Below are 20,385 nucleotides of genomic sequence, written 5' to 3' on the forward strand. Positions count from 1 at the left end.
AAATGCGGATAATCCGCACCCTTCAAGCAACTGATGCGCGAAGTGTGCGTCGTTATGCGGGTCAGGCCGTTCCGCCGACCGTCATTTTCTCGATCCGCAGCGTCGGCTGACCGACGCCCACCGGCACGCTCTGGCCTTCCTTGCCGCAGACGCCGACGCCCGAATCGAGAGCCATGTCGTTACCGATCATACTGACGTATTTGAGCGATTCCGGTCCGCTGCCGATCAGCGTCGCGCCCTTGACCGGATAGGTCACCTTGCCGTTTTCGATCATGTACGCCTCGGAAGCGGAGAACACGAACTTGCCGTTGGTGATATCCACCTGGCCGCCGCCGAAATTCACCGCATACAGGCCGTTCTTCACCGAGGCGATGATTTCCTGCGGGTCCTTGTCGCCGTTGAGCATGTAGGTGTTGGTCATGCGCGGCATCGGCAGCGCGGCGTACGATTCGCGGCGTGCGTTGCCCGTTACCGGCATCTTCATCAGGCGCGCATTGAGCGTGTCCTGGATGTAGCCCTTCAGGATGCCGTCCTCGATCAGCGTGGTGCACTGGGTCGGATTGCCTTCGTCGTCGATGTTGAGCGAGCCGCGGCGGTTCGGCAGCGTGCCGTCGTCGACCACCGTGACGCCCTTCGCCGCGACCCGTTCGCCGATGCGTCCGGCGAACGCCGACGAGCCCTTGCGGTTGAAGTCGCCTTCCAGACCGTGGCCGATCGCTTCGTGCAGCAGCACGCCGGGCCAGCCCGGTCCCAGCACGACGGTCATCGCGCCGGCCGGGGCCGGGCGGGCGTCGAGGTTGACCAATGCGGCATGCACCGCGTCGTCGACGTACTTCGACAGCACGTCGTCGGTGAAATAGCCGTAGTCGAAGCGGCCGCCGCCGCCGCCGCTGCCGATCTCGCGGCGGCCGTTCTGCTCGGCGATGACCGTGACGGAGACGCGCACCAGCGGCCGGATGTCGGCGGCGAGCGCGCCGTCGCTGCGGGCGACCAGCACCACGTCGTATTCGCCGGCAAGGCCTGCCATCACCTGGGTGATGCGCGGATCGCGGCTGCGCGCCATCTGTTCGATGCGCTCGAGCAGCTTGACCTTGGCGGTCGCGTCAAGCGAATGCACCGGGTCGGACGGCAGGTACAGGTCGCGCCCGGCGATGCCGGTCAGCGAGGAGGCCACCTTGATCTTCTGCTTGCCGCCGCCGGCCTTGGCGATCGAGCGCGTGGCCAGCGCGGCCTGGCGGATCGCTTCGGGCGACAGATCGTCCGAGTACGCGAACGCGGTCCGGTCGCCCGAGACGGCGCGCACGCCCACCCCTTGATCGATGCTGAAGCTGCCAGATTTCACGATGCCTTCTTCCAGGCTCCAGGCTTCGCTGCGGGTGGCCTGGAAATACAGGTCCGCGTAGTCGATGCGGTGCGTGAAGATCTCGGCGAGCGTGCGGGTGAGCAGGGCTTCGTCGAGGCCGTAGGGCGTCAGGAGCACGTCCTTGGCGGTGGCGAGATTACGGATACCGGGTTCGATGATGTTCATGCGAAGTGTGTTCTGCTCGATACAAAGGGGTTCGGTTGGCGCACGCGCATCGCATACATGGGTGGGCGGCGTCGGACTTTCAATGTCAGGTTCGGGGTTAGCTCGTCAGCACGCGGTGGCGCCAGGCCGGCAGGCTTTGCCGGACTTCGTCGATGCGGGCCCGTTCGAGATTGCCGGCCACCACGCCGGCGCCTTCGTCGCGCACCGCGACGATCTCGCCCCACGGGTCGACCAGCATGCTGTGTCCCCACGTGCGGCGGCCGTTCTCGTGCTTGCCGCCTTGCGCCGCGGCGAGCACGTAGCACTGGTTCTCCACGGCGCGGGCGCGCAGCAGCATTTCCCAGTGCGCGCGGCCGGTCGTATACGTGAAGGCCGACGGCACCACGATCAGCGCGCAATCGCCCATCCGGCGGTACAGCTCCGGAAAGCGCAAATCGTAGCAGACCGACAGGCCGACCCGTCCGGGCGGCGCTTCGAAGGTGCGGACCTCGTCGCCGGGGCGGATGGTGCGCGCCTCGTCGAACGATTCGTCACCCTTTTCGAAGTTGAACAGGTGAATCTTGTCGTAGCGCGCGACTTCCTTGCCCTGCGGGTCGAACACCAGCGAGGTGTTCAGTACGCGGGTGGCCTCCGGGGCGGTCAGCGGCAGCGTGCCGCCGATCACCCAGACGCCGTGGCGGCGCGCCGCGTCCGCCAGAAAGCGCTGGATCGGGCCGTCGCCATAGGCTTCGCGGATGCTGAGTTTGTCGGTGTCCTTGAAGCCCATGAAACAGAAGTATTCGGGCAGCAGGACCAGTTGTGCGCCGTCGGCGGCGGCCTCGGCGATCAGGCGCTGCGCTTCGGCAAGATTGCGCTCGCGATCCGGCGTGCTCACCATCTGCAACGCGGCGACGCGAAAGGACGGGCTAGGAGAGGTGGAGTAGGCGTGTTGTTCGCTCATGAGCGTTTCGAAAGACTCCCGGCTGGGCAGCGTGAGGCGCAGGCGCTGCATACGTCGATCAAGGCGATACCTTCGCCGGCCCACCACCGGGGGCGGCGTGGGCTCGCTGAGTTCGCTGACTCAGGCCTCACTGCGCTTCCACGGTCGAAGCCGGCAGGTCCATCTTACCGCGATCGTCGCGCACCCGCTCGACGTGCGGTTTCGACCACGAACCGGTGATGGCGTAGTCCAGCGCGAATGCCTTCGAAATCGACTTCGACAGCGCGAAATCGGCGACCAGCGCGGCGAGCCCGAACAGCGGATTGATCACCGTGGCGGCGACTACACCCGCACCGGCGCTGACCGTCGGCACGACGTGCACGTGCAGGTCCTGGGTTTCCTGGGCGAGGTCCACGGATCCCGACATCTCGGCGCGCGCCGGGGCGGTGACCATCTTGAAGTTGTCCGTGCGACCGATGCCGTCGCTGATCTGTCCCGTGCCGGTCACGCTCTCGAACGGCAGGCCCTCGCCGATCACGTCGCGGAAATTCAGCGTCGCAAAGCGCGCGAGGCTTTGCAGGCTCAGCACGCCCAGCAGCTTGGCGACGCCCGGATCGACCTTGAGAATCTGGCCATGGCGCAGATCGACCGACAGGTTGCCGTTCAGCGTCGGGTAGTCGATCTGGGTCGGCCCGCCGCGCCACACCACCTTGCCCGACAGCGTGCCGCTACCGCCCTTGAGCGTGCGAGGCTGGCCGGCCTGTTCGAGCAGCGCGCCGGCATCCTTGATGTCGAGCTTGAAATCGAACACGGTGCGCTTCGGCGTGTCTTCGTCGGCACCGGCGCCGAGCCGGGTGGAGGTGCGCCAGTTGGCGGTGGCGGTCAGCGTCGCGGCCGGGTTGCTGATGTCGAGTTTGTCCAGTTGCCAGACCGGTACGCCGTCTTCCTCGAAGTTGTGCGCGTCGACTTCGAGACTGCCGAAATTGTGGCCGCGCACGATCAGTTCGTTCACCAGCAGATCGATCGACGGCATGTTCTGCGCCGGCGCCGAGATCGCCTGACCGAGCAGGTCGTTTTCGGTGGCCGAGGGAATCACCAGCCGGGCGAGGCGCGCCTGCAGCGTGCCGGGCGAACCCTTGGTCGGGCCGGGCAGCCAGGCGACGTGCCCGGACACCTGGTTCGAGGCGACGTTGGCCTGCCAGGTGCCGTTATCGCGCGAGGCGCCGACGATCACGCTTTCCCAGTGACGTTTGAGCAGCGTCAGGGTGCCGATGTGCACGGCAAAGCGGTTCGGCAGGAACTGCGTGAGCGTCGGGCTGGGCGCGCTCGCCGGGGTGGCCGGCGTGGCGGACGCGGCGGCTTCCTTGCTGCGCATCTGGGTCACCAGGGCGCGCCATTGGTCGGCGTCGAAGGTGTCGATGTCGACTGCGGCGATCACGCCTTCGGTCGGCAACTCGGCGGGCTTGTTGACGCCGACCGCGCCGACCACCACCGCCGGCGGCTGGTTCGGCGTGTGGCGCAGCAGATAGGTGGCGGCGATCGGGCCGAATTGCAGATCGGCGCGCTGCAGGCCGGCGTCGCTATCCGCGGTGGCGGGCTTGAAGGTGAAGTGCAGCGGCATCGGCTTGCCGAGCGGCTTGTCGAACGGCGCCGGGAAGTCGAGCGCGAGGCCGCTCAGGTCGGAGTTGGCGGTGACGTCGGGCAGGCGGCCCTTGGCGCCGCTCACGCTCAGGGCATACGGCGCGCTGCCGCTCATGCGCGTCAGCACCTGGGCCGCCGGGCCATGCAGGTTCAGACCGCGGGCGGCGTCGACGGCAATATGGCCGTTCAAATCGAGCGCATAGCTGCCGTTGTTCCGCACGCCGCCGTTGGCATGCACGTCGCCGCCGAGGAACTGGCCGGCGAGCCGGTCGAGTTGGGCCGTGTGTTCGGTGAAGCGCACCTTGCCGGTCAGTTGCGACAGCGGCGGCACGTTGTCCATGCTCAGACGGTTGTTCTGGAAGCCCACCGCACCCTCGACGGTGATATGCGGTTTCGGCGTGCGCGGTACGGTCAGCTTCAGCGCCAGCGACGCGGGCCCCTCGGCGCGGACTTTCTCGCCGACGTGCTTCGAGAGGCTCCCGAGCGCGCTCGTATTGACGTAGTCGATCATGTCGGCGAGCGGCCCATGGCCGTCGCCTTCGATCACGAGGCTCGAGGCCTTGGTGCCGAGATCGTCGATCTTGCCGCTGACCTTGTTGAGCGCGACCCGCTTGTAGCGCGCCCGATCGATATCGAAGCGCAGCAGGTTCTCCTTCAGCTCGAAGGTCCCGTCGATGTCGTCCAGCGGCGGCCATACGTTTGGCGTCACGCCGTCCTTCATCTTGCGCGGCGGATACGGCGACGGGTCGAACTTGCCGCCTTTGAACGGCGCGACGATATGGAACACGCCGGCGCTCGGGTCGCGCGAGTAGGGGAATTTGGTGAGATCGCCGTGCACCTCGATCACCGCGCCGCGCGAGACGCCTGCTTGCAGCCCGTGACCGAGGTAGGTGCGCAGCTTCTCGCCGATGCTGGTGGGCAGGTAACGGGTGATGCGCGTGACCTGGGCGTGTTCGAACTTTGCCGTCAGGTCGAGCGAGCCGCGGCCGTGACCGGGATTGCTGTAGTCCGCCGTGACCGTGGCGACTGCGTCCGGGTTGACGACGCTCAGTTCCGGCACGGAAATGGTAAACGCCTTGTGCGCCTCGCCCGGCGCGGCCGGTTTGACGGCCCAACTGCCGCGGCCGTGCAGGCGGTCGAATTTGAGGCGCGGGTCGTCGAACACACCCGGCAGCGTGACGGCGACGTTGTTGGTGTCGATCGCCATGACGCCGTGGGTCTCGTCGGCATCCACGCTACCCCAGAGATTTTCGACACCCGGCAGGCCGGCCCGCGGGTGGCCGAGCGGCGTCAGTCCGGGCGGCGGTTCCTGGGCCGCGACGCTGATGCCCTGCAGATCCGCCTTGAAGCGGTAGCGCACGATCGGCTCGGAGCCGCTCACGTTGTGCTCGCTGGCCGCCTCGCCCGAATCCGGCTTGGCCCGTTCGACCTCGATCAGGTAGTTCGTCACCAGGCCGCGCGGATCGAAACGCACCAGTTCGTTGAGCAGGCGGCTCGAGAGCGGCAAGGCGCGGCTGAACTCCGCGAGTATCCCGAGGTCGACCCGGTCGCCGGCCACGCTGATCAACTGGCCGTGCTGTACGGTCGCCCGGCGGTAGTGACCGGTCAGCGTGGTCAGCGCGAGGATGCGGGTCAACTGCGTGCCGTCCGCGAGCGGCGGCTGGCCCAGTTCGGCGTGCAGATGATCGAGCTGCAGCGTGTAGTCGCCCGGTTCCATGCCGAGCTTCCACGAGAAGCTGGCGACCGGCACATCGAGGCGCGGCTGGGTCGGACGTACGCGCATCGAGACATTGGTGCCGGACAACTCGCCGCTCGCCGACTTCATCTGGCCTTGGGCAAAGTCGATCCAGATAGCGTTGTCGATCCGGCCCGCGTAGGTTTCGATCGGGAAATCCATGTAGTGCGCGAGCGCGGGCAGATCGACGGGGCCGGTGGAAATATAGGCCTGACCGGTCCAGTTGATCGGCTTGCCGATGGCCGACAGCCGCGCGTGTTTGAAGTGCGCGCGGAAATCGAGCGGGCCATGCAGCACGTTGCCGTCCGGCGGCGCCTGCAGCGCGAAATGGTGCTCGTAGCCGTCGTTCAGGATGGCGAGGCGGATGTTCTGCAGCGCGAGCTCGGGCGCGTCGTGGCTCGCGTCGCGCCAGCGAAGCGTGCCGCCGCGCAGCACGATCGCCTGCTGCCGCAGCAACCAGGAGGTGAAGGTGTCGTTACCGGTGTGGGTGCTCGGCACGGTGACGCCGGCGACCGAGAGCGAGCCGTCGGAGCCGCGCTCGATCAGCAAGTCGGGCTGATCGACGATCAGGGTGGAGAGAATCGGTTTGAGCTGCCACAACGAGCTCCACGAGACGGTCGCCGTGGCGTGCGGGACGTGCAGCCCGATCTTGCCGTCGTGATCGCGAATCGTCAGATCGGTGACGTCGATGCCGGGCTGGAAGCCGATCCAGTGCGGCGCGAGTTTGCCGATCGAGAGTTGGGCGTGGATTTTCTCGGAGACGAGGGCTTCGATACGCGGCCGGAGCGCATCGACGTGCGGCAGCAAGCCGTAGCGCAGACCCACCAGCAGACCCGCCGCAATGAAGTAGACGACGAGCGCGATGGCCAGCAGCACCCTCAGGGTGTGACGCAGCACCACGTGGTGGTCGCCGCTCACGGGCCTGACTTGTCCGGCTTCCTGTTGCTCGGCGGATTCGTTTCGCTCGGACATGCTGCGGCGGGGGTAGGCGTGTGGTAGTTTTGCGATCTGACCACGAAATGTAACACACGGGCCTGCACCGACGATATCCGTCAAAGCCAGTGCCCACGCCGCCTCGCGACCTGCGCGACGCGGCGCCTGGCCCATGACAAGACAAATGCTGCAATGAGCGCTTTAGACCTTCGATGACCGACGCCTGCCTCCTGAGTTCCAGCTATTCACACTACGCGGCGCGTGCGCTCGCAGCTCGTCCCGAACTTGCCGGGCGGATCGCGGAACTGGCGCAGGCGCCGCTCACGCGCGAGCGCATCGAGGCCCGCTTCGACGATCTGTGCGCGGCGCTGGCGGCTGCCGACGGCGGCTCGTTGAGCGAGGACGCCCTTAAGCGCGCGTTGCGCCAGTTGCGCACCGAGGTGTTCTGCGCCGTGATGGAGCGCGATCTGGCTGGCCGGGCCGACGTCGCCGAGGTGACCGGCGCAATGACGGACCTCGCTGAAGCCACGATCCAGCGGGCGATGGCGGTGTTGTCCGCCGATCTCGAAGTGCTCTACGGCGAGCCGCGTGGCCCCGAGGGCGAGCGCTTGACGCTCGGGGTGGTCGGCATGGGCAAGCTGGGCGGCCGCGAACTGAATGTATCGTCGGATATCGACCTGATCTTCGTTTATGAGGAAGACGGCGAAACCGCCGGCGGCCAGCGTTCGCCGATCGCCACCCAGGACTTTTTTACCCGCCTCGGCAAACGGCTGATCGGCGCGCTGGCCGAGGTGACCGCCGACGGTTACGTGTTTCGCGTCGATATGCGGCTGCGCCCAAACGGCGATTCCGGCCCGCTGGTATGTAGCCTTGGCATGCTGGAAGAATACTTTTACGTGCAAGGCCGCGAGTGGGAACGCTACGCATGGATCAAGGGGCGGCTCGTCTCCGAAGGCGGCAGCGACGCTGCGCGCCGCTTGCGCAAGCAGCTCGATGCGATCGTCACGCCGTTCATCTACCGTCGCTATCTGGACTTCGGCGTCATTAGCGCGATTCGCGCCCTGCACCTGCAGATCCGCCAGGAAGCACAGCGCCGCGCCTCGATGCGGCCGGACAAGGCCGACGACATCAAGCTCGGCCGCGGCGGTATCCGCGAGATCGAGTTCAGTGCCCAGGTGTTCCAGTTGATCCGCGGCGGCCAGGACGCGGGCTTTCGGGTGCGGCCGACGCTGGCTGTGCTGCGCCACGCCGCAACCCACGGCCTGATCGCGCCGGCCGTGTGCGTGGCGCTTTCGCAGGCTTACCGCTTTCTGCGTGAACTCGAGCATCGCCTGCAGTACCGCAATGACGCGCAGACCCACGCGATGCCGGTCGACCCAAACGAACGTGCTGCACTTGCACATGCCATGGGCTTCAGTGATTACGCGGCGCTGATGACGAAGCTCGACGCGCATCGCGAACTGGTCGAGCAGCAGTTCGACCAGATTTTCGCCGACAAGGTGAACGGCCGCGGCGGCTGCGCTGCGCCGGAAGACGGTGCGGCGGCCTGGATCTGGAGCAGCGCGCTTGCCGACGACAGCGCAGACGCTGCCCTGCGTGCACGTCTGGTCGAGCTGGGGATTGCCGAGCCGGACGAGCTGCTCGCGCGGCTACGCGCCATCTGGAATTCGTCGCGCTACGCGGGGCTTGCCGAGCGCAGCAGGCAGCGCTTCGACATCGTCGCGCAGCGTGCGCTCGAAGCCGCGCGCACGCTCGAGCCGCCCGCACGGCGCGGCGTTACCGTGGCGCGCCTGTTCGACCTGCTCGAAGCCGTGAGCCGGCGCGGCGCGTATCTGGCGTTGCTCACCGAATATCCGCAGGCGTTGCACCGCGTCTTGTCGGTGCTGGGCGCCTCGCACTGGGCAGCCGGCTATCTGATCCGGCATCCGCAACTGCTCGACGAACTGCTCGACGACGAGGTGATCGCCAGCCCGTTCGACTGGCCCGAGTTCAAGCGCACGCTGCGCTTGCGCCTCGCGGCGGCGGACGGCGTCGAACAGCAGATGGACCTGCTGCGCCACGCTCACCAGGCCGAAGTGTTTCGCATCCTGCTGATCGATCTGGCCGGCAAGCTGAGCGTCGAGCACGTGAGCGACCGGCTCTCCGAACTCGCGGACGCCGTGCTCGACGTGACGCTCGAAGCGGTCTGGAATCAGTTGGCCAAACGGCATCGCGAAGTGCCGCGCTTCGCCGTGATCGCGTATGGCAAGCTGGGCGGCAAGGAGCTGGGCTATGCGTCCGACCTCGACCTGATCTTCCTCTACGACGATCCGGACGATGCGGCGGCGGACGTCTATTCGACCTTCACACGGCGCCTCATCACCTGGCTGACGATGGCCACCGGCGCCGGCACGCTGTTCGACGTGGACCTGCGGCTGCGGCCAAACGGCGAATCGGGCCTGCTCGTCACGGACTTGGATGCGTTCCGGCGTTACCAGTTGCGCGAAGGCGATGCGGCCAATACCGCATGGGTCTGGGAGCACCAGGCGCTGACGCGGGCGCGCTATTGCGCGGGCGATGCCGAGATCGGCGCCAGCTTCGAAGCGATCCGCGAGCAGGTCTTGACCACGCCGCGCGAGGCCGGGCCGCTCGCGAAAGAGATTGTCGAGATGCGCGAGCGCGTCGAAGCCGGGCATCCGAACCGCACCGAGCTATTCGACCTGAAGCACGATCGCGGCGGGATGGTGGATATCGAATTCACCGTGCAGTACTGGGTGCTGCTGCACGCGGCGCGGGACCCTGAACTGATCCGCAATACCGGCAATATTGCGTTGCTGCGCGAGGTATCGCGCTTCGGGATGATGAGCGAGCAAGAGGCCGAGACGGTCGGCGCGGCGTATCGCACTTATCGCAAGCTGCAGCACAAGCTGCGCCTGGACGGCATGGAAAAGGCGCGGGTCGAGCCCGCCGTGGTCGAGGCGGAGCGGCAGGCAGTACTCGCACTATGGAAGCGTGTGTTTGGGTGATGCTTGGGGGCTGTCTTGATGGCAGGGGCGCGCCGGCTACGGCCCGCAGCCAGCCGCGGCCTATGCCGCCAGCATTTCCCTGGCGTGCTTGCGGGTGGTCGCGGTGATTTCCAGCCCGCCCAGCATGCGCGCCACTTCCTCGATGCGGCTTGTCTTGTCGAGCGAGGTCACGCTGCTGACCGTGCCGCCTTTATTATCGGACGCTTTCGCCACCTGGAAATGATGGTCGCCGCGCGCGGCCACTTGCGGCAAGTGCGTCACGCACAGCACCTGGCGAGCCTGCCCGAGCTGATGCAGCAGCCGTCCGACCACTTCCGCGACTCCGCCGCCAATGCCGGTATCCACTTCGTCGAAGATCAGGGTCGGCGTCGGGCTGGCGGCGCTGGCGATCACGGCAAGCGCGAGGCTGATGCGCGCCAGTTCGCCGCCCGAGGCGACCTTGGCGAGCGGCCGCAGCGGCACGCCGGCATGGCCCGCCACGCGGAACTCGACCTGCTCCAGACCGTGTACGCCGCCTTCCGGCAGTGCGACCAGGGCGACTTCGAAGCTGCCGCCTTTCATCGACAGTTCCTGCATGCCGGTCGTGACCGCCGTCCCCAATGCCTTGGCTGCCTTGGCGCGTGCCTTCGAGAGCAGCTTGGCTTCGGCCAGATAGGCTTCCTTCGCTTTCGCCTCGGCGGCGTGCAAACCTTCCAGATCCGCGGCGGCATCGAGCGCAGCCAACTGCGCACGCCGGGCCGCGTGTTCCTCGGGCAGCGTTTCTGGTTGCAGGCGGAACTTGCGCGCGGCCGAATGCAAGGCGTCGACGCGTTTCTCGATCTGGGCGAGGCGCTCAGGATCGAGTTCCAGCCGCTGCGCGTAGTGGCTCAGCGAATAGGCTGCTTCCTGCAACTGGATCTCGGCCGGCTCGAGCGCGGCGAGGGCGTCGTTCAGCGCGGGATCGATCTCCGCCAGGTCGCGCAGCTTCGAGACGATCGACGCGAGATGCGTGATCATCGCCTCGTCCGACTCGGATAGCGCGTTGAGCGCGCCTTGCACGCCGTCGATCAGATTGGCCGAATGCGACAGGCGATTGTGTTCGGCGTTGACCTCTTCCCATTCACCCGGTTGCGGGGCGAGCTTGTCGAGTTCGGCCAATTGCCAGGCGAGACGCTCGCGCTCGAGCTGCAGTTCGCGGTCGCGCGTCCTGGCGGTTTCCACCGCCTGCACCTTGTCGCGCCACGCGCGCCATGCGCGGCTCACGACGGCGGCCTTGTCGACGAGGCCGGCGTGGGTGTCGAACAGCTCGCGCTGCGCGTCCGGGCGCATCAGCAACTGGTGGGCGTGCTGCCCGTGGATATCGACCAGCATTTCCCCGACCTCGCGCAGTTGCGCAAGCGTCGCCGCGGTGCCGTTGATGAAGGCGCGCGAGCGGCCGTTCGCATCCACCACGCGCCGCAGCATGACGGTGTTGCCGTGCGGGTCGGCGCCGTCTGCAGCACCGGCGCCGTTTGAGGCACCCGTGGACCCCGGCGTGGCGAATGCCTGCTCGTCGAGCCACTGGTCGATCTGCGCGTGGGTTTCGAATTCGGCGGTGATGTCCGCGCGAGCTTCGCCGGTGCGCACGACGCCGGCGTCGGCGCGGGCGCCGAGCGCCAGCGCCAGGGCGTCGATCAGGATCGACTTGCCGGCGCCCGTTTCACCCGAAAAAACCGTAAAGCCGCTGTCGAATTCGAGATCGAGCGCGGCGACGATGACGAAGTCGCGTATCGAGAGGTGGCGAAGCATGGAGGTTCTGTGGTGGCTTGGGTTACCGGCTGCGGCCAGGTGCTCGGGATCCGTTCAGGGCTTGATGTCGTCTTCGTGCGACGGGTATTCGTTCCAGTGCAGTTTCTTGCGCAGCGTCGCGTAATGGCTGTGGCCGATCGGGTGCAGCAGCGGCACGGTATGGCGCGAGCGGCGTACTTCGATCGTGTCGGCGTGTTCGAGCGCGGTGAACGACTGCATGTCGAAATTGACGTTCACGTCACGCCCGGAGACGATCTGGATGCTGACCTTCGAGTCGTCCGGCAGCACGATAGGGCGGTTGGACAGCGCGTGCGGCGCAATCGGCACCAGCACGATGCCTTGCAACTGCGGATGCAGGATAGGCCCGGACGACGACAGGGCGTACGCGGTCGAGCCCGTCGGCGTGGCGACGATCAGCCCGTCCGAACGCTGGTTGTACATGAAGCGGCCGTCGACGGCCACGTGCAGTTCCGCCATCCCCGAGAAGCCGCTGCGGTTCACCACTACGTCGTTGAACGCCAGCGCGTGGTAGATCGGATTGCCGTCGCGCATGATGCGCGCTTCCAGCAGCATGCGTTCCTCGCGCTCGAAGTGGCCGCCGAGCATTTGCGGGACGATTTCCTGCATGTCGGAAATCGGGATATCGGTAATAAAGCCGACTCGCCCGTGGTTGATGCCGATCAGCGGCGTGCGGTAGGGCGCAAGCTGACGCCCGATGCCGAGCATCGTGCCGTCGCCACCCAGCACCACAGCCACGTCGGCGCGCGCGCCGATCTCCGCCGGGCGCAAGGCGGGGTATTCGGTCACGCCGATTTCCGCGGCGGTTTCCGCTTCGAACACCACCTCGAAGCCGCGCCTGGCGATGCACGAGGCAAGCGCGGTCAGCGGCTCGCCGATGCCTGGCGTATTGCTGCGCCCGACGAGCGCGACGGTCTTGAACTGGCTGGTAACTTGCATGCCGGCATTACACCATAGGTGGGGGCTGAAAAGAACCGTCCGCGGCCACTTGGGTGGCGGGCGCGGGGCGGGTGAGCGGTACGCCGTCCGGTCAGCGCAGGATTGTCGTTAGAATGGTGAAGTCCTGATGACCGCAAGCAAATTGCGTGGGACTGGAGGCGGCGTAGGCCGTGCCGAACCCGCACTTTCCGCAGTAGCGGGTTTGTGCGAGGCGGTGGGCGGCCCACCCGGTCCGCGCTGCTCGGGTAAGGTGGCCAGAAACGCTAGAATTGTTAGCGCTCGCGGTCGTTGCGTCGTTAGGCTAAAATTTTCCGTCATGCTAGATCCCCGCGCACAAACCCTCCTCAAAACGTTGATCGAGCGCTACATCGCCGAGGGTCAGCCGGTCGGCTCGCGCACGTTGTCGCGCTACTCCGGCCTCGAGCTGAGCCCGGCGACTATCCGCAACGTGATGTCCGACCTGGAGGAGCTGGGGCTCGTCATCAGTCCGCATACCTCGGCGGGCCGGATTCCGACACCCCGTGGGTACCGCCTGTTCGTCGACACGATGCTGACGGTGGAGTCGGCCGCTGACGAAGAAGCCGTCACGCGCACTGTCAAGACCACGCTGCAGGCGGGCGAGCCGCAGAAGATCGTAGCGGCGGCAGCGAGCGTGCTGTCCAACCTGTCGCAGTTTGCCGGCGTGGTGCTGACACCGCGGCGCAGCCACGTGTTCAAGCAGATCGAGTTCATGCGCCTGTCCGACAAGCGCATCCTGCTCATCATCGTTACGCCTGAGGGCGACGTCCAGAACCGCATCATGGCTACCCAGCGCGATTTTTCGCCGTCGCAGCTCGTGGAGGCCTCCAATTACATCAATGCCCACTTCGCCGGTCTGTCGTTCGACGAAGTGCGCCGGCGCCTGCGCGAAGAGATCGACGCATTGCGCGGCGACATGACCACGCTGATGCACGCCGCCGTGACGGCGAGCACCGACGAAGCCGACACCGGCGAGACCGTGCTGATCTCGGGTGAGCGCAACCTGCTCGAAGTCGCCGACCTGTCCTCCGACATGGCGCGGCTGCGCAAGCTGTTTGATGTATTCGACCAAAAGACCAGCCTCCTTCAGTTGCTCGACGTATCGAGTCACGCCCAGGGCGTGCAGATTTTCATTGGCGGCGAATCGAATCTCGTGCCGATCGAAGAAATGAGCGTGGTGACCGCGCCGTATGAAGTGAACGGCAAGATCGTCGGCACGCTCGGCGTGATCGGGCCGACGCGGATGGCCTACAACCGCGTGATTCCGATCGTCGACATTACGGCACGGCTGCTCTCGCTGACGCTCAGCCAGCAGTAAGCGCCGGTTCTCGCGAGCGGCGGCCGGCTAGCCGCCCGCGCTGGCGCGCCGCCGGCGGTGCAAACCGCCCGGCCCGTGCCGCAACGCCATGGCGTCAATGATGCAGGGCGGCGGGGAGCTTGCCAATCGGCCGAATGGCCAGGTATGCGTGGCGGACCGCCCCGCTATAATGGGTTCCACCTGAACCGTTTCCCGGCTGCACGCGGCCAACCCTGTTGCCTATGCGTTTCGATCTAGAGCGGCCTTCGCAGCCCGCCACATCCCATCGTGTTGCGGTCTTGCTGATCAATCTAGGCACGCCGGACGCCCCGACGCCGCGGGCCGTGCGCCGCTATCTGGCGCAGTTTCTGTCCGACCCGCGGGTGGTCGAGATTCCGGCCGTCATCTGGCAGGTGATCCTGCGGCTTTTGATCCTGCCGTCGCGCGGTCTCTCGTCGGCGAAGAAATATGCCGCGGTGTGGACGCCGGAGGGGTCGCCCTTGCGCGTGTTCACGGAGAAGCAGGTGGAAGGGCTGAGGCATCTGCTGCAGGTGAACGACTACACGGTGATCGTCGAGTACGCCATGCGCTACGGCATGCCGGGCATCCCGGCCATGCTGAACCAGTTGAAGCTGGCCGGCGCCGAGCGTGTGCTGCTGGTGCCGATGTACCCGCAATACTCGTCGTCCACCACGGCGACGGCCTTCGACGACGCTTTTTCCGCGCTCAAGCGCATGCGCAACCAGCCGGAAATCCGCACCATCCGCCAATACGCCGACCATCCCGCCTATATCGCGGCGCTGGCCGCGCAAGTGCACCATTACTGGCACACGCACGGCCGCCCGGACTTCGCGGCCGGCGATAAGCTGGTGCTGAGTTTCCACGGCGTACCCAAGCGCACGCTCGATCTGGGCGATCCGTACCACGACCAGTGCCAGCAAACCGGCGCGCTGCTGATGCAGGCGCTCGAGCTGACGCCGGTGGAGTGCCGTGTCACGTTCCAGTCGCGCTTCGGCAAGGCCGAGTGGCTGCAGCCTTACACTGCGCCGACACTGAAGGAGCTCGGCGCGGCGGGTGTGCGCCGTGCGGATGTGTTTTGTCCGGGTTTTACTGCCGATTGCCTCGAAACTATTGAGGAAATCGGTATGGAGGTTCGCGACGAGTTCATGCATGCCGGCGGCAAGGAGTTTCACCGGATTCCCTGCCTGAACGCCTCGCAGGCCTGGATTGCCGCGCTGGGCGAGATCGTCGCCCAGAATCTGCAGGGCTGGCCGGTGCAGGCAGCGGCTGTGCAAGGTGCGGTGACGGCGTGAGTTTTCCGTGCGGCATCGTTTCAAAGCGCTTGGTGCGCCGCTTGCGGCGCCGGACTGACCGATGAACTACAAGATTTCAACTGAACCCGGTGCGCGTTTGCGCATCGACAAATGGCTATGGGCTGCCCGTTTCTTCAAGACTCGCTCGCTCGCGGCCGACGCCGTCGACAAAGGCCATGTGCGGATTGCCGGCGCGGCGGTCAAGCCGGCCAAGGACGTGCGGGTGGGCGACCTCGTTGAGATCGAGATCGAACGGATCGTCTGGCAGGTGGAGGTGCTGGGCGTGTGCGACGTGCGCGGTCCGGCGAGTGTGGCGCAGACGCTTTATGCAGAGACTGAGGACAGCAAGCTGAAGCGGCAGGTGGAGCAGGAGCGGCGCAAGACTTTTCGCGAACCGGCCGCCGCTTTGCACGGGCGCCCGACCAAGCGCGACCGGCGCATTATCGACAAACTTTCAGGTGGGGATTGAACAGTTGTTCCATGGTGGCATGCACGCCGCCATACTCCGTCGTATTGTCGTTGACGGCGCCGGACATGCAGATAGTCGTGGTTCCCGCGATGAGCACCAAGGCGACCACGGATATTGCAAAGGTCAGTTTCACGGTACTCCCCCGAAAGGATGCAGTACGAACCCGCGCGTTGAGCTAGATGGAGTGGTATATGCCGGGTTAGGGTTAACGTGCGTTTCCCGACGATAACTGGAGTGTAGGTCAGTCCACGAGCACGCTCAATCTCATTCTGATGAAGTCAGAGTAATGGTTGTAACGAGGCATTTCTACCGCACTGCTGCGGTGCAAAAAGTTCCTTTTGACGCCTTGAAATCGTGGTTTGAGCCCCCAACTGCAGCGACGATGAGCGGTGGTGTGTGGCGTTTCCGCAACGCTCGAGCGAGCCCCTCGGAAACCCGTGCGGCCACCCTTTGGCTTTTAATTTTTAAAGACTTTCAGCGACATGGAAAACACGCAAGAGAATCCGACGAGCCAGAATCCCACGTCCGCCGAAGAAGCCGCGCGCCAGGCCGCCGAGGCCGCCGCGGCCCAGCCGGAAGCCAACCCGGCTGAAGCTGCGTCTGAGGCTGCCGCGCCGGCTGGCGCCGAAGCCGCCCTGGCCGAAGCGCAGGCCAGGATCGCGGAATTGCAGGAGAGCTTCCTGCGTGCCAAGGCCGAAACCGAAAACGTGCGCCGCCGTGCGCAGGAAGACGTCGCCAAGGCCCACAAGTTCGCCATCGAAAGCTTTGCCGAGCATCTGCTGCCGGTGGTCGACAGTCTCGAGGCGGCCGTTGCCCACTCGTCCGACGATCTGCAGAAGGTTCGCGAAGGCGTCGAACTGACGCTGCGTCAGTTGAGCGGTGCGCTGGAGAAGGGCCGTGTGGTCGCGATCAATCCGCCGGCCGGCGAGAAGTTCGACCCGCATCGTCACCAGGCTATTTCGATGGTGCCGGCCGAGCAGGATCCGAACACAGTCGTCTCCGTGCTGCAGAAGGGTTACGTGATTGCCGACCGCGTCCTGCGTCCGGCGCTTGTCACCGTCTCCCAGCCGAAGTAAGCGTAAGGCATAGCTCAGGCGCTCCCGGGCCGGCACCCCGCTATCATGGCCAACCTTCCCGTCGACGCCACGGCTTTTGCCGTGTTCGGGATGCAGGAGTTGAGCGCCGACTCGTTCGACGCGGCGCTCACAGCAGCCGGCAGCGCCGATCGCGGCCCTACCCATTCCGAAGTTGCAGGCGATTGAAAAAAATTAAAGACCGTATTGGGTTCAAGGTCTTGAAAACGATACAGACGCACTTATGTTGAGTGCAGGTTTGAATTGAAGGCGGGTTGCCTTGCCGCCAGAAGGGCACAAGGCAACCTACTGCAGCGATCAAAGTCAGGAGATTAGTGAAAATGGGCAAAATTATCGGCATCGACCTCGGCACGACCAACTCGTGCGTGGCGATCATGGAAGGCAATTCGGTCAAGGTGATCGAGAACTCGGAAGGTGCGCGCACCACGCCGTCGATCATTGCTTACATGGAAGACGGCGAGATTCTCGTCGGCGCGCCTGCGAAGCGTCAGTCGGTCACGAACCCGCGCAACACGCTGTATGCGGTCAAGCGCCTGATTGGCCGCCGCTTCGAAGAAAAGGAAGTGCAGAAAGACATCGGCCTGATGCCGTACAAGATCGTCAAGGCTGACAACGGCGACGCATGGGTCGAAGTGCGCGACCAGAAGCTCGCTCCGCCGCAAATCTCGGCGGAAGTGCTGCGCAAGATGAAGAAGACCGCTGAAGACTACCTCGGCGAGCCGGTCACCGAAGCGGTGATTACGGTTCCCGCGTACTTCAACGACAGCCAGCGTCAGGCTACCAAGGACGCCGGCCGCATCGCCGGTCTGGAAGTCAAGCGGATCATCAACGAACCGACCGCCGCAGCGCTCGCGTTCGGTCTCGACAAGAACGAAAAGGGCGACCGCAAGATCGCGGTGTATGACCTCGGTGGCGGCACGTTCGACATTTCCATCATCGAAATCGCAGACGTCGACGGTGAAAAGCAGTTCGAAGTGCTCTCGACGAACGGCGATACGTTCCTCGGCGGCGAAGACTTCGACCAGCGCATCATCGATTACATCATCGGCGAGTTCAAGAAGGAACAGGGCGTCGACCTGTCGAAGGACGTGCTGGCGCTGCAACGCCTGAAGGAATCGGCTGAAAAGGCGAAGATCGAACTGTCGTCGAGCCAGCAAACCGAAATCAACCTGCCGTACATCACGGCAGACGCGTCGGGTCCGAAGCACTTGAACCTGAAGATTACGCGTGCAAAGCTCGAAGCACTGGTGGAAGAACTGATCGAACGCACCATCGAACCGTGCCGTCTGGCTATCAAGGACGCGGGCGTGAAGGTCGGCGAGATCGACGACGTGATTCTCGTCGGCGGTATGACGCGTATGCCGAAGGTGCAGGAAAAGGTTAAGGAATTCTTCGGCAAGGACCCGCGCCGTGACGTGAACCCGGATGAAGCCGTGGCCGTGGGCGCCGCGATTCAAGGCCAGGTTCTGTCGGGCGACCGCAAGGACGTGCTGCTGCTCGACGTGACTCCGCTGTCGCTCGGCATCGAAACGCTCGGCGGCGTGATGACGAAGATGATCAACAAGAACACCACGATCCCGACCAAGCACGCGCAAGTGTATTCGACGGCCGATGACAACCAGGGCGCCGTGACGATCAAGGTGTTCCAGGGCGAACGCGAAATGGCAGCCGGCAACAAGCTGCTGGGCGAGTTCAACCTCGAAGGCATTCCGCCGGCACCGCGCGGCGTGCCGCAGATCGAAGTGAGCTTCGACATCGACGCGAACGGCATTCTGCACGTCGGCGCGAAGGATAAGGCGACGGGTAAGGAAAACCGCATCGTCATCAAGGCGAACTCGGGTCTGTCGGAAGCCGAGATCGAAAAGATGGTGAAGGACGCCGAAGCGAACGCGGAAGAAGATCACAAGCTGCGTGAGCTGGCCGATGCCCGCAACCAGGGCGATGCGCTGGTGCACAGCACGAAGAAGGCGCTCACCGAATACGGCGACAAGCTGGACGCGGCTGAGAAGGACAAGATCGAAGCTGCGCTGAAGGACCTCGAAGAAACGCTGAAGAGCAGTTCGAGCGACAAGGCGGCGATCGAAGCGAAGATCGAAGTTGTGGCAACGGCCTCGCAGAAGCTCGGCGAAAAGATGTACGCCGACATGCAGGCTGCGCAAGGTGCAGCAGGCGCGGCGGCAGGTGCCGCGGGCGCTGCACCGGGCGGCGGTGCTTCGGCCGGTGGCGCCAGCCAGCCGGAAGACGACGTGGTCGACGCCGAATTCAAGGAAGTGAAGAAGGACTAAAGCCAGGTTGCAATTTGACCGTAAAGCCGCACACAGCAATGTGTGCGGCCTGGCAGAAAAACGGTCTGCACCCGTTTCGGGTGCGTCAGCCTGCAAAGCGGTTATCGCGCCTGGTGAGCCTTTTGGGCTCTCCGGGCACATTTGTTTTATGGAGGCGTTGCTCGAACCGTATAAATGACGGGCGAGCGGCGGCCGGACGAGTCGCGAGACTCCAGCATTCAAGAGGAGCCGCCGTGCCTTGCTGCGCGGAGGGCGTTGAACCGATATGGCGAAACGGGATTACTACGAGGTTCTGGGCGTCGCAAAGAACTCGAGCGACGACGAAATCAAGAAGGCTTATCGCAAGCTTGCGATGAAGCATCACCCTGACCGCAATCCGGGCAACAAGGATGCGGAAGAGCATTTCAAAGAGGTGAAGGAAGCCTATGAAATGCTGTCGGACTCGCAGAAGCGTGCGGCGTACGACCAGTACGGCCACGCAGGCGTCGACCCGAACATGGGCGGCGCCGGCGCCCAGGGCTTCGGCGGGTTTGCCGATGCATTCGGCGATATTTTCGGCGACATTTTCGGCCAGGCGGCCGGCGGCGCCGCGCGCGGCGGTGGCCGTGCCGGTCCGCAGGTGTATCGCGGCGCTGATTTGCGCTACAGCATGGAAATCACGCTGGAACAGGCCGCGCACGGCTACGACACGCAAATCCGCGTGCCGAGCTGGGTATCGTGCGAAATCTGTCATGGCTCGGGCGCGAAGCCCGGCACCAAGCCGGAAACCTGCCCCACCTGTAACGGCGCGGGTTCGGTGCGGATGTCGCAGGGCTTTTTCAGTATCCAGCAGACTTGCCCGAAGTGTCACGGTACCGGCAGCCACATTCCCGAGCCTTGCGTGCATTGCCACGGCGCGGGCAAGGTGAAGGAAACCAAGACGCTGGAAGTGAAGATTCCGGCAGGTATCGACGACGGCATGCGCATCCGCTCGGCCGGCAACGGCGAGCCGGGCATCAACGGCGGTCCGTCGGGTGACCTGTACGTCGAGATTCATATCAAGCAGCACTCGGTGTTCGAGCGCGACGGCGACGACCTGCATTGCCAGATGCCGATTCCGTTTACCACCGCGGCGCTCGGCGGCGAGATCGAAGTGCCGACGCTGGCGGGCCGCGCGAGCTTCACCGTGCCGGAAGGCACCCAGTCGGGCAAGACGTTCCGTCTGCGCGGCAAGGGCATCAAGGGGCTGCGTTCGAGCATTGCCGGCGACCTGTACGTGCACGTGCAGGTCGAGACGCCGGTCAAGCTCACTGAGCCGCAGCGCGAGTTGCTGCAGCAGTTCGAGAAATCGCTGGTCGAGGGCGGTGCGCGCCATAGTCCGCAAAGCAAGAGCTGGTTTGATCGCGTGAAGAGCTTCTTCGATTAATGGCAGTTTGAAGTCGGCG

At 65.1% G+C, this 20,385-nt stretch carries 14 protein-coding genes; 8 read left to right on the forward strand and 6 right to left on the reverse strand.

Annotation, left to right across the window (positions count from 1 at the left end):
- Window positions 1–61: 61 nt before the first annotated feature.
- The 3 genes from tldD to AC1ECK_RS19970 form a co-directional block, all read right to left on the reverse strand.
- The gene (tldD, locus tag AC1ECK_RS19960) at window positions 62–1,528 is read right to left on the reverse strand and encodes a metalloprotease TldD (protein WP_480321907.1); all 1,467 of its coding nucleotides are present in this window, start codon (window positions 1,526–1,528) and stop codon (window positions 62–64) included.
- Between the two features lie 97 nt (window positions 1,529–1,625).
- On the reverse strand, window positions 1,626–2,468 hold the full coding sequence (locus AC1ECK_RS19965) for a carbon-nitrogen hydrolase family protein (RefSeq protein WP_480321909.1): 843 nt from the start codon (window positions 2,466–2,468) through the stop codon (window positions 1,626–1,628).
- Between the two features lie 127 nt (window positions 2,469–2,595).
- A complete protein-coding gene (locus AC1ECK_RS19970; protein WP_480321911.1) occupies window positions 2,596–6,795 on the reverse strand; it encodes a YhdP family protein in 4,200 nt (1,399 codons plus the stop codon).
- 173 nt (window positions 6,796–6,968) lie between these two features.
- On the opposite strand from AC1ECK_RS19970, the gene glnE reads away from it, so the two are divergent.
- Entirely contained in the window at window positions 6,969–9,761 is a 2,793-nt protein-coding gene (glnE, locus tag AC1ECK_RS19975; protein WP_480321913.1) for a bifunctional [glutamate--ammonia ligase]-adenylyl-L-tyrosine phosphorylase/[glutamate--ammonia-ligase] adenylyltransferase, read from the forward strand.
- 60 nt (window positions 9,762–9,821) lie between these two features.
- On the opposite strand, the gene recN is transcribed toward glnE, so the two are convergent.
- A complete protein-coding gene (gene recN / locus AC1ECK_RS19980; protein WP_480321915.1) occupies window positions 9,822–11,528 on the reverse strand; it encodes a DNA repair protein RecN in 1,707 nt (568 codons plus the stop codon).
- Window positions 11,529–11,582: 54 nt separating this feature from the next.
- On the reverse strand, window positions 11,583–12,485 hold the full coding sequence (locus tag AC1ECK_RS19985; protein ID WP_480321917.1) for an NAD kinase: 903 nt from the start codon (window positions 12,483–12,485) through the stop codon (window positions 11,583–11,585).
- A gap of 316 nt (window positions 12,486–12,801) precedes the next feature.
- Between AC1ECK_RS19985 and hrcA the strand changes: the two genes are divergently transcribed.
- The 3 genes from hrcA to AC1ECK_RS20000 all read left to right on the forward strand — a co-directional run bounded on the left by hrcA (window position 12,802) and on the right by AC1ECK_RS20000 (window position 15,582).
- The gene (hrcA, locus tag AC1ECK_RS19990) at window positions 12,802–13,821 is read left to right on the forward strand and encodes a heat-inducible transcriptional repressor HrcA (protein WP_480321919.1); all 1,020 of its coding nucleotides are present in this window, start codon (window positions 12,802–12,804) and stop codon (window positions 13,819–13,821) included.
- A 221-nt stretch (window positions 13,822–14,042) separates the two neighbouring features.
- Window positions 14,043–15,113 (forward strand): ferrochelatase, encoded by a 1,071-nt coding sequence (hemH, locus tag AC1ECK_RS19995; RefSeq protein WP_480321921.1) that lies wholly within the window; start codon window positions 14,043–14,045, stop codon window positions 15,111–15,113.
- Between the two features lie 61 nt (window positions 15,114–15,174).
- Window positions 15,175–15,582, forward strand: coding sequence for an RNA-binding S4 domain-containing protein (locus AC1ECK_RS20000; protein ID WP_480321923.1), 408 nt, complete (start codon window positions 15,175–15,177; stop codon window positions 15,580–15,582).
- On the opposite strand, the gene AC1ECK_RS20005 is transcribed toward AC1ECK_RS20000, so the two are convergent.
- Window positions 15,554–15,715 carry a hypothetical protein gene (locus AC1ECK_RS20005; protein ID WP_480321925.1) on the reverse strand — a complete coding sequence of 54 codons (162 nt, stop codon included), beginning with the start codon at window positions 15,713–15,715 and terminating at the stop codon, window positions 15,554–15,556. The two genes, AC1ECK_RS20000 and AC1ECK_RS20005, sit on opposite strands and share 29 nt — an antisense overlap.
- A gap of 349 nt (window positions 15,716–16,064) precedes the next feature.
- Between AC1ECK_RS20005 and grpE the strand changes: the two genes are divergently transcribed.
- The 4 genes from grpE (at window position 16,065) to dnaJ (ending at window position 20,366) form a co-directional block, all read left to right on the forward strand.
- A complete protein-coding gene (gene grpE, locus AC1ECK_RS20010) occupies window positions 16,065–16,658 on the forward strand; it encodes a nucleotide exchange factor GrpE (RefSeq protein WP_480321927.1) in 594 nt (197 codons plus the stop codon).
- 45 nt (window positions 16,659–16,703) lie between these two features.
- Entirely contained in the window at window positions 16,704–16,844 is a 141-nt protein-coding gene (locus tag AC1ECK_RS20015) for a hypothetical protein (protein WP_480321929.1), read from the forward strand.
- Between the two features lie 152 nt (window positions 16,845–16,996).
- Entirely contained in the window at window positions 16,997–18,961 is a 1,965-nt protein-coding gene (gene dnaK, locus AC1ECK_RS20020) for a molecular chaperone DnaK (protein ID WP_480321931.1), read from the forward strand.
- A 265-nt stretch (window positions 18,962–19,226) separates the two neighbouring features.
- The gene (dnaJ, locus tag AC1ECK_RS20025) at window positions 19,227–20,366 is read left to right on the forward strand and encodes a molecular chaperone DnaJ (RefSeq protein ID WP_480321933.1); all 1,140 of its coding nucleotides are present in this window, start codon (window positions 19,227–19,229) and stop codon (window positions 20,364–20,366) included.
- The last annotated feature ends 19 nt before the right edge of the window (window positions 20,367–20,385 follow it).

The sequence above is a fragment of the Paraburkholderia sp. SSBN10T genome (assembly GCF_056619545.1).